The following is a 13,035-nucleotide window of genomic DNA, read 5'->3' as shown; positions in this document are numbered from 1 at the left end:
TCACGAACCGTCGGTTCGGCGCGCCTGAGCCGACGGTTCTCGACCGGTCGGCGGACGTGAGCGGTGCGTCCTGACCAGTCGGGAGCCCGATGGCGGCGGGCGCCGGCGGTCATGAGCGGTGTGTCGTGACCAGTCAGGACTGGGCGTGCAGCGCGCGCTCGATGGTCTCGCGGTCGAGCGGATCGCCGAGCATGCCGTCCGGGTGCGTCGGGGGCAGGACGCCGTCGATGACGACCTTGGCGTAGCGGCGCCAGGCGTCGGGGTCGTGCGCACGGGTTGCGTCGGCCACCGCGCCGATCATTGTGGTGAGCATCGGCAGGTCGCGGTAGTCGAAGCCGGCCCGGACGACGCCGGCATCCCGTGCCCGACCGATGATCGCGCTGACCTGGCGTTCCAGGCGGTCGCGCTCCTGCACGATCGACGGTCGTGCCTTGCCGGCGCGGATGATCGCATCGGCGAGGGCTCGGTCCCTGGCGCGGAACTCGAACACGCCCATCAGGTACAGGCGGAGCGCCTCACGCGGGTCGATCTCCTCTGCGGCGCGCTCGGCGGCGGTGTTCATGGCGTCGAACTTCGTCGCGAGGAGGGCCTCGATCAGGGAGTCCTTGTCCGCGAAGCGGCGGTACACGGTGCCGACGCCGACGCCGGCTTCGTGCGCGATGTCGTTCAGCGTCACCGACAGCCCACGCTCCGCGAAGCACTTGCGAGCTGTCTGCAGGATCAGCTCGCGGTTGCGTGCCGCGTCGGCTCGGAGGGGCCGCTCGAGGTCGGCGTGCTGATCGGTGATGCTCACGTCCTCGACCGTAGTTGAACTTTCTGGGAACAAGCGGATGCACTCGCTCCGTTTTGGTCTACAGTAGGCGGAACCGGATGCCTGGCATCCGGTTCCACCACATCATTACAGTGCCCGACGGTGCGCGCTGCGAACACCCTCCACCCCTTCTCGAAGGAGGCCTGCCGTGACGGCAGAACAGACAGCGCCCGCACCCACCGGTTCGGCGCCCGCGACGCCCGGTGCTGCCGCACCCCGCAAGGACCACCGCTGGATCACCCTGGCGGTCATCGCCCTCGCGCAGCTCATGGTCGTGCTCGACGCGACGATCGTGAACATCGCGCTCCCCTCGGCACAGCAGGACCTCGGCTTCGGCACGGACCAGCGACAGTGGGTCGTCACGGCGTACTCGCTCGCGTTCGGCTCCCTGCTGCTGCTCGGCGGTCGCCTCGGTGACCTCTTCGGTCGCAAGAACACCTTCATCATCGGGCTGGTCGGCTTCGCCGTCGCCTCGGTGCTCGGCGGGCTCGCCGACTCCTTCGGCCTGCTCGTCGCCGCCCGCGCCCTGCAGGGTGCCTTCGGTGCACTGCTGGCCCCGTCCGCGCTCGGCATGCTCACCACGACCTTCCGTGACCCGAAGGAGCGCGGTCGTGCGTTCGGCATCTTCGGCTCGATCGCCGGCTCCGGTGCGGCCATCGGCCTGCTGCTCGGCGGCGTCCTGACCGAGTACACCTCGTGGCGCTGGTGCCTCTACGTCAACGTCGTCTTCGCCGTCCTCGGTGTCATCGGCGCGCTGGTCTTCATGGTGAAGCCCCCGAAGGCCGACCGTCCCCGCATCGACGTCCTCGGCGTCGTCACGATCACCCTCGGGCTGGTCGGTGTCGTCTACGGCTTCTCGAACGCCGAGACCAACGGCTGGGACGACCCCGTCACGATCGCGATGCTCGCCGTCGGTGTCGTGCTGATCGCGGCCTTCGTCTTCATCGAGACCCGCGTCGCGCACCCGCTGCTGCCCCTGCGCGTCGTGCTCGACCGTGACCGCGGCGGTTCGTTCGTCGCGATCGGCCTCGTGGCCATCGGCATGTTCGGGATCTTCCTGTTCCTGACCTACTACCTCGAGCAGACCCTCGGCTTCTCGGCGCTGCAGACCGGCCTGGCGTTCCTGCCGATGCCGCTGTCGATCATGATCTCCGCCACGCAGATCGGTGGCCGTCTGCTGCCCCGCGTCGGCCCGAAGGTCCTGATCTTCGCCGGCGGCCTCGTCGCCGCGACCGGGCTCCTGCTGCTGCTCCGCACCGACCTGGACAGCTCCTACGCGGGCACCGTCCTGCCGGCGCTCATCGTCATCGGGCTCGGCATGGGCACGATCTTCTCGTCCGCGATGAACACCGCGACGACCGGTGTGGCCCGCGCCGACGCCGGCGTGGCCTCGGCGACGGTGAACACCATGCAGCAGATCGGTGGCTCGATCGGCACCGCGCTGCTGTCGACGATCTTCGCCGACGTCGTGAAGAACAGCCTCACCGGACTGTCCGCCGCCCCGACCAAGCTGCAGCAGGCCCAGGCCACGCTCGACGGCTACCACGCGGCGTTCGGCATCTCGGCCGGTGTGCTCGTGCTCGTCGCGATCGCCAGTGGACTGCTCATCAACCGGCAGAGCGTCCGCCTCGAGAAGCTCGCGCACCTCGCCGCGAACGCCACGGGCAGCGTCCCGGTCGCGGCGCACTAGCGGTCGCACCACTCGCACGGCGGACAGCCCGCTCGACTCCGGTCGGGCGGGCTGTCCGTGTGTGGGGGCGTCCGACTCAGCGCCCCGCCCGACTCGGAACGACACGAGCGCTGTCGTACGACATCGAGGTTGTCGCTCGAGTCCCGTGCCACGCCGCCGTCCGCCCACGGGCCGCCCATCGCCGACTCGGCACGACACGACCGCTGTCGTACGACATCGACGTTGTCGCTCGAGTCCCACGCCACGCCTCCGTCTGCCCACGGGCCGCCCATCGCGGACTCGGAACGACACGACCGCTGTCGTACGACATCGACGTTGTCGCTCAAGTCCCGCGGTGGGCCGCCGTCCAATCGTCGAGGGCCCGCTCGGCAGCCGTCCGCCCACCGGCCGCCCGCCACTCGCCGCCCGCCGCCCATCGCCGACTCGGCACGACACGACCGCTGTCGTACGACAGCGATGTTGTCGTTCCGAGTCGACAGGTGGCGCGCCCCACGGCCCACTCCCCCACAGGCGCCACACAGCCCATGCATTGCGCATTGTTGCTGATCCTCGGGGTCGCGTCAGGGGTCCGCATTATCGTCGGACCCATGCCCTCCGTCCTGACCTCCCCGCTCGTGTCGACGCAGTGGCTCGCAGACCACCTCGGGGCGGACGAGCTCGTCGTGCTCGACGCCTCCGTGCACACCGCGGGGGTCGGACGCGCCATGACCTGGAGCACCGCGCAGGACTCCTACGAGCAGCACGGACACGTCCCCGGCGCCCGGTACGCCGACCTCGTCACGGACTTCTCCACGCCCGACGCCGACCTGCCCTTCACGCGGCCGTCGGCGGAGCTCTTCGAGCGCGCGGCACGGGCCCTCGGCATCACGAACACCGCGACGGTCGTGATCTACGACGACAGCGTGGGCGAGTGGTCCGCCCGCCTCTGGTGGATCTTCCGCTCGTTCGGCTTCGACGACGTCGCCGTGCTCGACGGCGGCTTCGTGAAGTGGCGGGACGAAGGCCGTCCGGTGCGCATCGGCAGCCTCAAGAACCGCCCGGTGGACGCCGCCGACGCGTTCTTCGCGGGAGAGGAACGGCCGCTCTGGGCCGACCGCGGCCGGGTCGAGCGTGCGGTCGACGGCTCTCAGCCCGCAGCCCTGGTGCTGGCGGCCGACGACACCGTCCTCGGGCAGGACCACCCGCCGCTGGTCCCGGGGACGACCCCGATCACGCTCGGGCACGTCATCGACCAGGACTCCAACGCGCTCCGCCGCCGCGCGGCACTCGCGGACGTCTTCGCTCCGGTGCTCGCCGCCGACGAGATCGTCACCTACTGCGGCGTCGGCAGTGCCGCGTGCGTGGACGCCCTGGCCCTGACGGTCCTCGGGCACGACCACGTGCAGGTGTACGACGGGTCGCTGGCGGACTGGTGGCGCCGCGAGCCGGAGCCCATCGCCTCCTGACCGGAACGCCCACCGCCCGGCCGGGCACGACCAGGTCCCCGCACGCCACTAGGTTGGGCGGCATGAGCACCAGACGCGCAGTGGTCCTCGGCGGCACGGGCGGCATCGGCTCGGCCGTCGTCCGTGAACTCCGTGCCAGCTCCGGCCGAGGCGGCGACGACTGGCAGGTCGACGTCGTCGCACGCCACGGGGGTCCAGCAGCCGACGCCCTGACGGCCACGGGAGCCACGTTCGTCCCCGGGGACCGCCGTGACACGACCGTGCTCCGTGAGCTCCTCCGCCCCGGTGCCGACCTGCTCGTCGACACCGTCGGGCTCACCCGTGACGATGCCGCCCAGCTCCTCCCCTACCTGCCCGACGTCGGCTCGACGGTGTTCGTCTCGTCGAAGGCCGTCTACGTCGACGAGCAGGGCCGCCACGCCAACTCGTCCGAGCGGCCGGTGTTCGGCGGAGCGGTGACCGAGATCCAGCCGACGGTGGCCGCCGCAGACGCCGACCCCACCAGCCGTGAGGGCTACGGCGCCTCGAAGGTCGCCGCCGAACAGCTGCTGCTCGACCACGGCTCGCCCGTCACCGTGCTCCGCCCGTCGAAGGTGTACGGCCCCGGCATCGGCCGGCCGCGCGAGTGGTTCGTCGTCCGACGGGTGCTCGACGGCCGCGAGCGCGTGCTCCTGGCCGACCACGGACGTGGCGTCGACCACACCACGGCCGCGAGCGGCATCGCGTCGCTCGTCCGCCTGGTCGCGGACGCCCCAGACCGTCGCATCCTCAACGTCGCCGACGAGACGGCTCCGAGCGCGTTGGAGATCGTCCGGACGGTCGCCGCGCACCTCGACCACCGTTTCGACGAGGTGCTGCTCGACGCCGACGCCCCGGCCTTCGTCGGTGTCACCCCGTGGTCGTCGCCGTCGCCGTTCGTCCTCGACACGACGGCAGCCCGGTCGCTCGGCTGGCAGCCGCCGCGGTTCGAGCAGGCCGTCGGACCCGAGCTCGACTGGCTCGTCGAGACCGCCCACCGAACCCCCGCCGACGGTGACGTGCCGTGGGCGTCCGACCCGTTCTGGGACCGGATGTTCGACTACGGCCCCGAGGACGCCGCCCTCGTCCTGCTCTCGATGGGCGCGGACTGACCAGCGTGGCCCGGTCCGAGGTCCTGTTCATCGGCGGACGTTCCGGCGTCGGCAAGTCGACCGCCGCCGAGGCGCTCCACGACCTCCTTCGTGCTGCGGACGTCCGGCACGCGGTGATCGAGGGCGACGTCCTCGACCTGGCGCACCCGGCTCCGCACGTCGAGCACCCGGAGGCGCGGCTCGCCGAGCGGAACCTCGCCGCGATCTGGGCGAACTACCGGCAGCTCGGGCACCACCGGCTCGTCTACACGAACACCGTGTCGGTGCTCGAGGCGGACCGGCTCGCCGCCGCGATGGGCGACGACCCGCGCATGGTCGCCGTGCTCCTCCGCGCCGGGGACGAGACGACGGCGTCCCGCCTCCGGCTCCGTGCCGGCGGTCGGCTCCCGGAGGACCAGCTCGCGCACAGCACCAGGACGGCCGGGAGGCTCGACACGGCTTCCCCGGACCGCGTCACCCGGATCGACACGGACGCCATGGCCCCCGCCGACGTCGCCCGACGGCTCGCGTCCCTGACGGGGTGGCTCCCCGCCTGATGCCTGTGGACGACGACGTCCTCTCCCCACATCGCCACGCCGCCCAACCCGCCCAGCGGCGAGCGGGCACGCTGGACGCATGAACGACAACCGGCTCGGCTCCGCCGTCAGCCCCTACCTCCGCCTCCACGCCGACAACCCGGTGGACTGGCGCGAGTGGGGGCCCGACGCCTTCGCCGAGGCACGCGCACGCGACGTGCCGGTCCTGGTGTCCATCGGGTACGCCACCTGCCACTGGTGCCACGTGATGGCGCGGGAGAGCTTCGCCGACCCCGAGATCGCCGAGCTGCTCCGCCAGGACTTCGTCGCGGTGAAGGTCGACCGTGAAGAACGTCCCGACGTCGACGCCAGCACGATGGCGGCGGCCGCGGCCTTCACCGACCAGCTCGGGTGGCCGCTGACCGCGTTCATGACCCCCGACGCCCACGTGTTCTTCGCGGGGACCTACTACCCGCCGACCCCCGTGGGTGCGCACCCCGCGTTCCGTCAGGTCCTCGGTGCGGTGCTCGACGCCTGGCGTGACCGACGGACAGAGGTGCACGCGAACGCATCGGCGATCGCGACGGCGATCCGGCAGGGGACGGCGGCGGCGACCGACGACGGTGGTGACGGCCGCGGCGGGGACGAGCCGAGCCTCCCGTCCGTCGACGCGATCCGGGGCGTGGTGGACGCACTCGCCCAGGGTGAGGACCCCGTCCACGGTGGATTCGGCGGCGCACCGAAGTTCCCGTCCGCGCCGTTGCTGGAGTTCCTGGCCGACGTCGCCGCCGATGGTGACGACGTCGCGGTGGGACTCCTCGAGCGGTCGCTCCTGGTGATCGCACGGTCGGAGCTCACCGATGCCGACGGTGGCGTCTTCCGGTACGCGACCAAACGCGACTGGAGCGTGCCGCACTACGAGCGGATGCTCTACGACAACGCGGGGCTCCTCGCGATCGCCCCACGAGACCAGGCGCGGGGCATCGCGGACTTCCTGCGCGACACGCTCCGTCGTGCGGACGGCGCCTTCGTCGCGGCGCAGGACAGCGAGTCGACGATCGACGGCCGCCGGGTCGAGGGCGAGTGGTACCGACTGCCCCTCGGCGAGCGCACGCGGTTCGACCCGCCTCCCCTCGACGACCAGGTCCTGACCGGGTGGAACGGCCTGGCGATCCGGGGCCTGGCGATCGCCGGTGCCCGGCACGGGGACGACGAGATGCTCGACCTCGGCCGCGCTGCTGCGGACGCCGTGCTGGCCGCCCACGTGCAGGACGGCCACGTGGTGGTCCGGTCGAGCACGCCTCGGGGCGTCTCGAGCGCACCGCCGACGATCGAGGACGTCGGGCTGCTCGCGGAGGGGCTCCTCGAACTCGCGCTCGTGACGGGCGAGGACCGGTACGCGTCGGCCGCACGGTCCCTGGTCGACGACGGGCTCGCGGGCGCCCTCGACGTCGACCCGGTGCTCGCGGCCTCGGGCACGGCGACCGGGGAGCAGCCGCAGACCGCACTCCGGTCGGGGACGATCGCGCTCGCGAACGCCAGCGTGCTGCTCGGTGCGCTCACCGGTGACGACCGCTACCGCTCCGCCGCAGGTCGTCTGGTCGCCGACCGCGCGCGCACCGGGACGACGCGGCCGCTCGGGCACGCGGACGCCCTCGGGGTGGCACTCAGCCTGCAGCGACCGTCACGGGAGGTCGTCGTGGTCGCTGCGGACACCCGGGTCCTCGGCGAGCTCCGGGCGATCGCGGCCACCGCGCGACGCCCCGGCTCCGTGGTCGTCGCCGTCACGCCGGAGCAGGCGCGCGCCTGGTCGGACGCCGGGTTCTCGCTGCTCGACGGCCGCGACGCGCTCGACCCCGCGGCGTACGTCTGCCACGACCACGTCTGCGCCCTGCCGGCCCGTTCGACCGAGGAACTGACCGCGCAGCTCGCGTCGAGCTGACCGCGGGCGGTATCCTGGAATGCTCATGTCTCCCACGCCGCTCGTCATCACCTACCCGCCCGAGCTGCCGGTCTCGCAGCGGCGGGACGACATCGCCGCGGCCATCCGCGACAACCAGGTCGTGATCGTCGCCGGTGCCACGGGTTCCGGCAAGACGACCCAGCTCCCGAAGATCTGCCTCGAACTCGGTCGCGAGCACATCGGGCACACCCAGCCGCGCCGCATCGCCGCCCGCACGATCGCCGAACGCGTGTCCGAGGAGCTCGGCGGCGAGCTCGGCGACCTGGTCGGGTACCAGGTCCGCTTCACCGACAAGGTCAGTGCGAACACCCGGGTCAAGCTGATGACCGACGGGATCCTGCTCAACGAGATCCACTTCGACCGCGACCTGAAGCGCTACGACACGATCATCATCGACGAGGCCCACGAGCGCTCGCTGACGATCGACTTCCTGCTCGGGTACCTGAAGCGGCTGCTCGTCCGGCGCCCTGACCTCAAGCTCATCATCACGAGCGCCACGATCGACCCGCAGTCCTTCTCGGCGCACTTCGACGACGCCCCCATCATCGAGGTCTCCGGACGCACCTACCCGGTGGAGATCCGGTACCGCCCACTCGTCGCCGACCAGCCCGCCGCCGACACCGACGCCGCAGCCGACGCTGACGACGACGAGACCGACTCGCGGACGGCCGACGCCGGCAGCAGCGCCGACGACCGTGACCAGCTCACCGGCATCACGGACGCGCTCGACGAACTCGCACGCGAAGCCCCCGGCGACGTCCTCGTGTTCCTGTCCGGCGAGAACGAGATCCGCGACGCCCAGGACGCCATCGAGGGCAAGCACTACCCCGGCACGGAGGTCCTCCCGCTGTACGGGCGGTTGTCCGCCGCCGACCAGCACCGGGTCTTCCAGCGCAGCGCCACCCCGGGCGTCCGGCGCCGCGTCGTGCTCGCCACGAACGTCGCCGAGACGTCGCTGACCGTCCCCGGCATCAAGTACGTCATCGACACCGGCACGGCCCGCATCTCCCGGTACTCGCCGCGCGCCAAGGTGCAGCGGCTGCCGATCGAGGCCATCTCGCAGGCCAGTGCGAACCAGCGCTCCGGCCGCGCCGGACGCACCAGCGCGGGCATCGCGATCCGGCTCTACTCGGAGGACGACTTCGACCGCCGCTCGGAGTTCACCGACCCCGAGATCCTGCGGACGAACCTGGCCGCCGTGATCCTGCAGATGATCAGTCTCGGCTTCGGCGACATCGAGGCCTTCCCGTTCCTGCAGCCGCCCGACTCCCGCGGGGTGAAGGACGGCCTCGACCTGCTCCGCGAGCTCCGCGCGGTGGACGCCGGCGGCGCGATCACGAAGTCCGGACGGCAGCTCACCCGCCTGCCGATCGACCCGCGCCTCGGTCGGATGGTGCTCGAGGCCGGCAAGCAGGGCGTCGGCCGGGAGGTCATCGCGATCGTCTCGGCCCTGAGCATCCAGGACCCGCGCGAACGACCGCTCGAGAAGCGCGCCCACGCCGACCAGCTGCACGCCCGCTTCGCGGACCCGACCAGCGACTTCCTCACCCTGCTCGGCCTCTGGAACCACATCCAGGACAAGCAGGACGAGCTGTCCTCCAGCGCGTTCCGACGCCTGTGCAAGGCCGAGTTCCTCAACTACCTCCGCATCCGCGAGTGGCAGGACCTGTACCGCCAGCTGTCCCGCGCCGCCAAGCAGGTCGGCGTCCACGTGGACAACGAGCGCAGGGACGACCCCGACGCCGTCCACCGCGCACTCCTCGCGGGGCTCCTCAGCCAGATCGGGCTGCGCGACCGAGAGAAGCGCGACTACCTCGGCTCCCGCAACACCCGGTTCGTGCTGTTCCCCGGCAGCGTGCTCGCGAAGAAGCAGCCAGACGCCGTGATGGCCGCCGAGCTCGTGGAGACCAGTCGGCTGTTCGCCCGGACGGCGGCGCGCATCGACCCGCTGTGGACCGAACAGCTCGCCGGTGACCTGCTCAAGCGCACCTACGGCGAACCGCACTGGGAGAAGAAGCAGGGGGCCGCGGTCGCGTACGAGCGGGTGACCCTGTTCGGCGTGCCCATCGTCCAGCGTCGACGGGTGCAGTACGCCCGCATCGACCCCGTGCACTCCCGCGAGCTCTTCATCCGGCACGCCCTGGTCGAGGGCGAGTGGGACTCGCAGCAGGCCTTCGACCGCGCCAACCGGACGCTCCGCAAGGAACTCGAACAGCTCGAGGAACGCACGCGGCGCCGCGACATCCTGCTCGACGACGAGACCGTCTACGAGTACTACGACGCCCGCATCCCCGCCGAGATCGCGACCACCCGCGACTTCGAGGGCTGGTGGCGCCGGACGCGGCGGGACCAACCCGACCTGCTGACGATGCGGCGCGAGGACCTGCTCGACGAGTCGGCAGCCTCCGCCGCCGAGGACGACACCGAGTACCCCACCCAGTGGCGCTCCGGCGACAACCGACTGGCGGTCCGGTACCGCTTCGAGCCCGGCGCCGAGGACGACGGCGTCAGCGTGCAGGTCCCGCTCGCGCTGCTCCCCCGCATGCGCGAAGAGGGCTTCGACTGGCAGGTCCGTGGGCTCCGCAAGGAACTCGTGAACGCGTTGATCAAGGCCCTGCCGAAGCAGATCCGCAAGAACGTCGTCCCCGCGGCGGACTGGGCGGAGAAGATCGTCGACGAGCTGCCGGACGACGCCCCCACGACACCGACCGAGAGCTTCCGGGCGACCCTCGCCAAGACCATCCAGCGCATGACGTACGTGCCGGTCACCGAGCAGGACTTCGACATGACGCGGGTCCCCGCGCACCTGCTGCCCACCTACGCCGTCGTCGACGAGCGCGGTCGTCGGGTCGAGGCCGGCAAGGACCTCACGGCCCTGCAGACCAAGCTCAAGGACCGCACGCAGGAGAGCGTCGCGCGGGCGACGCAGCAGGGTGGACGACGCTCCGGGGCCGCGAAGGTCGCAGACGCCGCTCCCGCCGGCCGGCTCGAACGCTCCGGGCTCGTGGCCTGGCCCGACGCGGACCTGCCGGAGGTGCTCGACACCAGGCAGGCGGGTGGCGTCATCCGCGCCTACCCCGCCCTGGTCGAGGAGGGCTCCGGCCCGAAGGCCACCGTCGGCGTGCAGCTCCTGGCGACCCCGGCCGACCGAGCGGTGCGCATGCCCGCCGGTGTCCGGCGCCTGGTGATGCTCGCGGTGCCCTCGCCGGTGTCCTACATCCAGTCGCACCTGACGTCGCAGGAGAAGCTCGCGCTCGCGGCCAGCCCCTACCCGTCGACGGCGGCGCTGTTCGACGACGTGCTCGCGGCGGTGGTCGACGCCGGCATCCGCGCCGCTCACCCCGACGGACTGCTCTACACGCGCGCCGCGTTCGAAGCCGTCCGCGACTCCGTGTCCGCCGGGGTCGTCGACACGATGTTCACCGCCGTGTCGGAGGTCGCCGCGGTCCTCGCCGCCCAGCGGAAGGTCGAACGCGCGATGAAGCAGGCGACGTCCATGGCGTTGCTCCCCGCGCTGAACGACATGCGGCAGCAGCTCGAGCGCCTGGTGTTCCCGGGCTTCGTCGCGGTGGCCGGGCTCGACCGCCTCCGCCGGATCCGCGTGTACCTGCAGGGGGTCGAGGCCCGCGTCACGAAGCTCCTGCAGAACCCCGGGCGTGACGCCACCTGGATGCGCGAGGTCTCGGTCGCGACCGGCCGGTACGAGGACGCGGGCGGCACGTTCCCGCCGGCCGTCGGCGCACACCCGGAGCTCGTCCACGCCAGGTGGATGCTCGAGGAGTTCCGGCTCAGCCTCTTCGCGCAGGAGCTCGGGACCGCCGAGACCGTCTCGCTGCAACGGATCACGAAGGCCCTGTCCGCCGCCAGCACCTGAGGACTACCCTCACCGGCATGATCGGCACCTTCGACGTCCTCGTCCTCGACTGCGCAGACACCCGCGCGCTCGCTCGGTTCTACGCGGAACTCCTCGGCGGCGAGGTCGTGGTGTACGACGAGGACTGGGCCGAGGTCGTGCTGCCGATCGAGGGCAACCGGCCGCTGCTCGCGTTCCAGCAGGTCGAGCACTACCGGGCGCCCGAGTGGCCCGGGCAGGACGTCCCCCAGCAGATGCACATCGACGTCAAGGTCGACGACCTCGACGTCGGCGAGGCAGCGGTCCTCGCGATCGGCGCCACGGCGACCGGGGCGGCGAAGGACAACGCCGGCATCGAGAGCTTCCGGGTGTTCCTCGACCCCGCCGGACACCCCTTCTGCCTGATCAACCCGACCGACTGACGCTGCCCGTACCCCGCCGCGCACGGGCCGGTCAGCCCCCGGTGGCATCGTCGCTGCCATGAGCACCACCGAGATCGACACCAGGTTCACCGAGCGCGTCGTCAAGCGCGCCGTCCAGAACGTCCGCGAGGGCGGCAAGCCCTTCGCGTGCCTCGTCGTCCGCGACGGCAAGGTCCTGGTCGAAGCCGCGAACCAGGTCGCGCAGTCCGGTGACGTGACGGCCCACGCCGAGATCTCCGCCATCCGTCTCGCCGCCGAGATGGGCATCACCGACCTCAGCGGCACGGACGTCTACGTCACCGCGTACCCGTGCCCGATGTGCCTCGGTGCGCTCTACTACGCCCAGCCCGACCGGGTCGTGTTCGCCGCGTCGCGGGAGCAGGAGTCCGAGCACTACGAGGACGGCAACCGGCTCATGACCCTCGACACCTTCTACGACGAGTACGCGAAGCCGATCAGCGAGCGCGCCCTGCACGCGGAGCAGGGGCCGAGCGAGGACGCCACCCTGCCGTTCCGCGAGTGGTCGGCCCGCCAGGACTGACGCACAGAGCCGGGCGAGCCGGTCGGAGTGCGACCCGCTCCCTCCGCCGTCCGGTCAGTCCGCCGTCGTGGTCGCGAGCCCCTCGACGACCTCGACGTGCGGCAACCCGGCCAGGACGGCGCCGGGCACGAACAGCTTCGCCCCGCGGACGCCCGCTCCGATGACGACCTCGGGTACCTCCGCCACGCGGGCGTCGACGTACACCGGCCACGACGACGGCAGCCCGATCGGCGTGATGCCGCCGTGCTCCATGCCGGTCATCGCCACCGCGTCGTCCATCGGCGCGAAGCTCGCCTTCCGCGCGCCGAGCAGCTGCTTCACGGTGCGGTTCACGTCCAGACGGGTCGACGCCAGCACGATGCACGCTGCGTACGTCAGGTCCTCGCCACGCTTGCCGACGACGACGATGCAGTTCGCACCGCCCTCGAGCGGGTAGCCGTAGGCCTCCGAGAACGCCGCCGTGTCGGCCAGGGCGGGATCGATGGGCGCGGCCTGGATCCGGCTCAGGACATCTGCGGGCAGGCGGACCAGGGCCTCCGCGACGGGGATCGCGAGGAAACCGGTGGCCACGAGGGCAGGGACACGCTCCAGACTCGGCATGCTTCCACCCTACGAGTGCCGCCCACATCGCCCAGTCAGCCGGTCAGCCGGCCGGTCCCGGCCGG

10 protein-coding genes are annotated in these 13,035 nt (G+C 71.8%); 8 read left to right on the top strand and 2 right to left on the bottom strand.

Annotation, left to right across the window (positions count from 1 at the left end):
• Positions 1–133: 133 nt before the first annotated feature.
• Positions 134–793 (bottom strand): TetR/AcrR family transcriptional regulator, encoded by a 660-nt coding sequence (locus OXR63_RS02430; RefSeq protein WP_267419807.1) that lies wholly within the window; start codon positions 791–793, stop codon positions 134–136.
• Between the two features lie 166 nt (positions 794–959).
• Between OXR63_RS02430 and OXR63_RS02425 the strand changes: the two genes are divergently transcribed.
• The 8 genes from OXR63_RS02425 to OXR63_RS02390 all read left to right on the top strand — a co-directional run bounded on the left by OXR63_RS02425 (position 960) and on the right by OXR63_RS02390 (position 12,370).
• On the top strand, positions 960–2,501 hold the full coding sequence (locus OXR63_RS02425; RefSeq protein ID WP_267419806.1) for an MFS transporter: 1,542 nt from the start codon (positions 960–962) through the stop codon (positions 2,499–2,501).
• 587 nt (positions 2,502–3,088) lie between these two features.
• Entirely contained in the window at positions 3,089–3,946 is an 858-nt protein-coding gene (locus OXR63_RS02420) for a sulfurtransferase (protein WP_267419805.1), read from the top strand.
• A gap of 62 nt (positions 3,947–4,008) precedes the next feature.
• Positions 4,009–5,076: an NAD-dependent epimerase/dehydratase family protein gene (locus OXR63_RS02415; protein WP_267419804.1), complete on the top strand. Its 1,068-nt coding sequence runs from the start codon at positions 4,009–4,011 to the stop codon at positions 5,074–5,076.
• 5 nt (positions 5,077–5,081) lie between these two features.
• Entirely contained in the window at positions 5,082–5,612 is a 531-nt protein-coding gene (locus tag OXR63_RS02410; RefSeq protein ID WP_267419803.1) for an ATPase, read from the top strand.
• 79 nt (positions 5,613–5,691) lie between these two features.
• Positions 5,692–7,533 carry a thioredoxin domain-containing protein gene (locus OXR63_RS02405; RefSeq protein ID WP_267419802.1) on the top strand — a complete coding sequence of 614 codons (1,842 nt, stop codon included), beginning with the start codon at positions 5,692–5,694 and terminating at the stop codon, positions 7,531–7,533.
• A gap of 25 nt (positions 7,534–7,558) precedes the next feature.
• Entirely contained in the window at positions 7,559–11,428 is a 3,870-nt protein-coding gene (hrpA, locus tag OXR63_RS02400; protein WP_374116051.1) for an ATP-dependent RNA helicase HrpA, read from the top strand.
• A 17-nt stretch (positions 11,429–11,445) separates the two neighbouring features.
• Positions 11,446–11,829, top strand: a complete 384-nt coding sequence (locus OXR63_RS02395) for a VOC family protein (RefSeq protein WP_267419800.1) — start codon at positions 11,446–11,448, stop codon at positions 11,827–11,829.
• 58 nt (positions 11,830–11,887) lie between these two features.
• A complete protein-coding gene (locus tag OXR63_RS02390; RefSeq protein ID WP_267419799.1) occupies positions 11,888–12,370 on the top strand; it encodes a nucleoside deaminase in 483 nt (160 codons plus the stop codon).
• A gap of 54 nt (positions 12,371–12,424) precedes the next feature.
• Here the strand turns inward: OXR63_RS02390 and OXR63_RS02385 are convergent, their stop codons facing one another.
• Positions 12,425–12,970 (bottom strand): YbaK/EbsC family protein, encoded by a 546-nt coding sequence (locus tag OXR63_RS02385; protein ID WP_267419798.1) that lies wholly within the window; start codon positions 12,968–12,970, stop codon positions 12,425–12,427.
• Between the last annotated feature and the right edge of the window lie 65 nt (positions 12,971–13,035).

It is taken from the genome of Curtobacterium sp. GC_Cur_3 (assembly GCF_026544205.1).
GTDB lineage: Bacteria > Actinomycetota > Actinomycetes > Actinomycetales > Microbacteriaceae > Curtobacterium.
The sequence above is the reverse complement of the archived record's forward strand: the minus strand, read 5'-3'. Positions and strand labels throughout refer to the sequence as shown.

Coding starts and splice junctions, on each gene's coding strand:
- OXR63_RS02390 (WP_267419799.1), top strand. CDS start 11,888: ATGAGCACCACCGAGATCGACACCAGGTTCACCGAGCGCGTCGTCAAG.
- OXR63_RS02395 (WP_267419800.1), top strand. CDS start 11,446: ATGATCGGCACCTTCGACGTCCTCGTCCTCGACTGCGCAGACACCCGC.
- OXR63_RS02405 (WP_267419802.1), top strand. CDS start 5,692: ATGAACGACAACCGGCTCGGCTCCGCCGTCAGCCCCTACCTCCGCCTC.
- hrpA (WP_374116051.1), top strand. CDS start 7,559: ATGTCTCCCACGCCGCTCGTCATCACCTACCCGCCCGAGCTGCCGGTC.
- OXR63_RS02420 (WP_267419805.1), top strand. CDS start 3,089: ATGCCCTCCGTCCTGACCTCCCCGCTCGTGTCGACGCAGTGGCTCGCA.
- OXR63_RS02385 (WP_267419798.1), bottom strand. CDS start 12,970: ATGCCGAGTCTGGAGCGTGTCCCTGCCCTCGTGGCCACCGGTTTCCTC.
- OXR63_RS02415 (WP_267419804.1), top strand. CDS start 4,009: ATGAGCACCAGACGCGCAGTGGTCCTCGGCGGCACGGGCGGCATCGGC.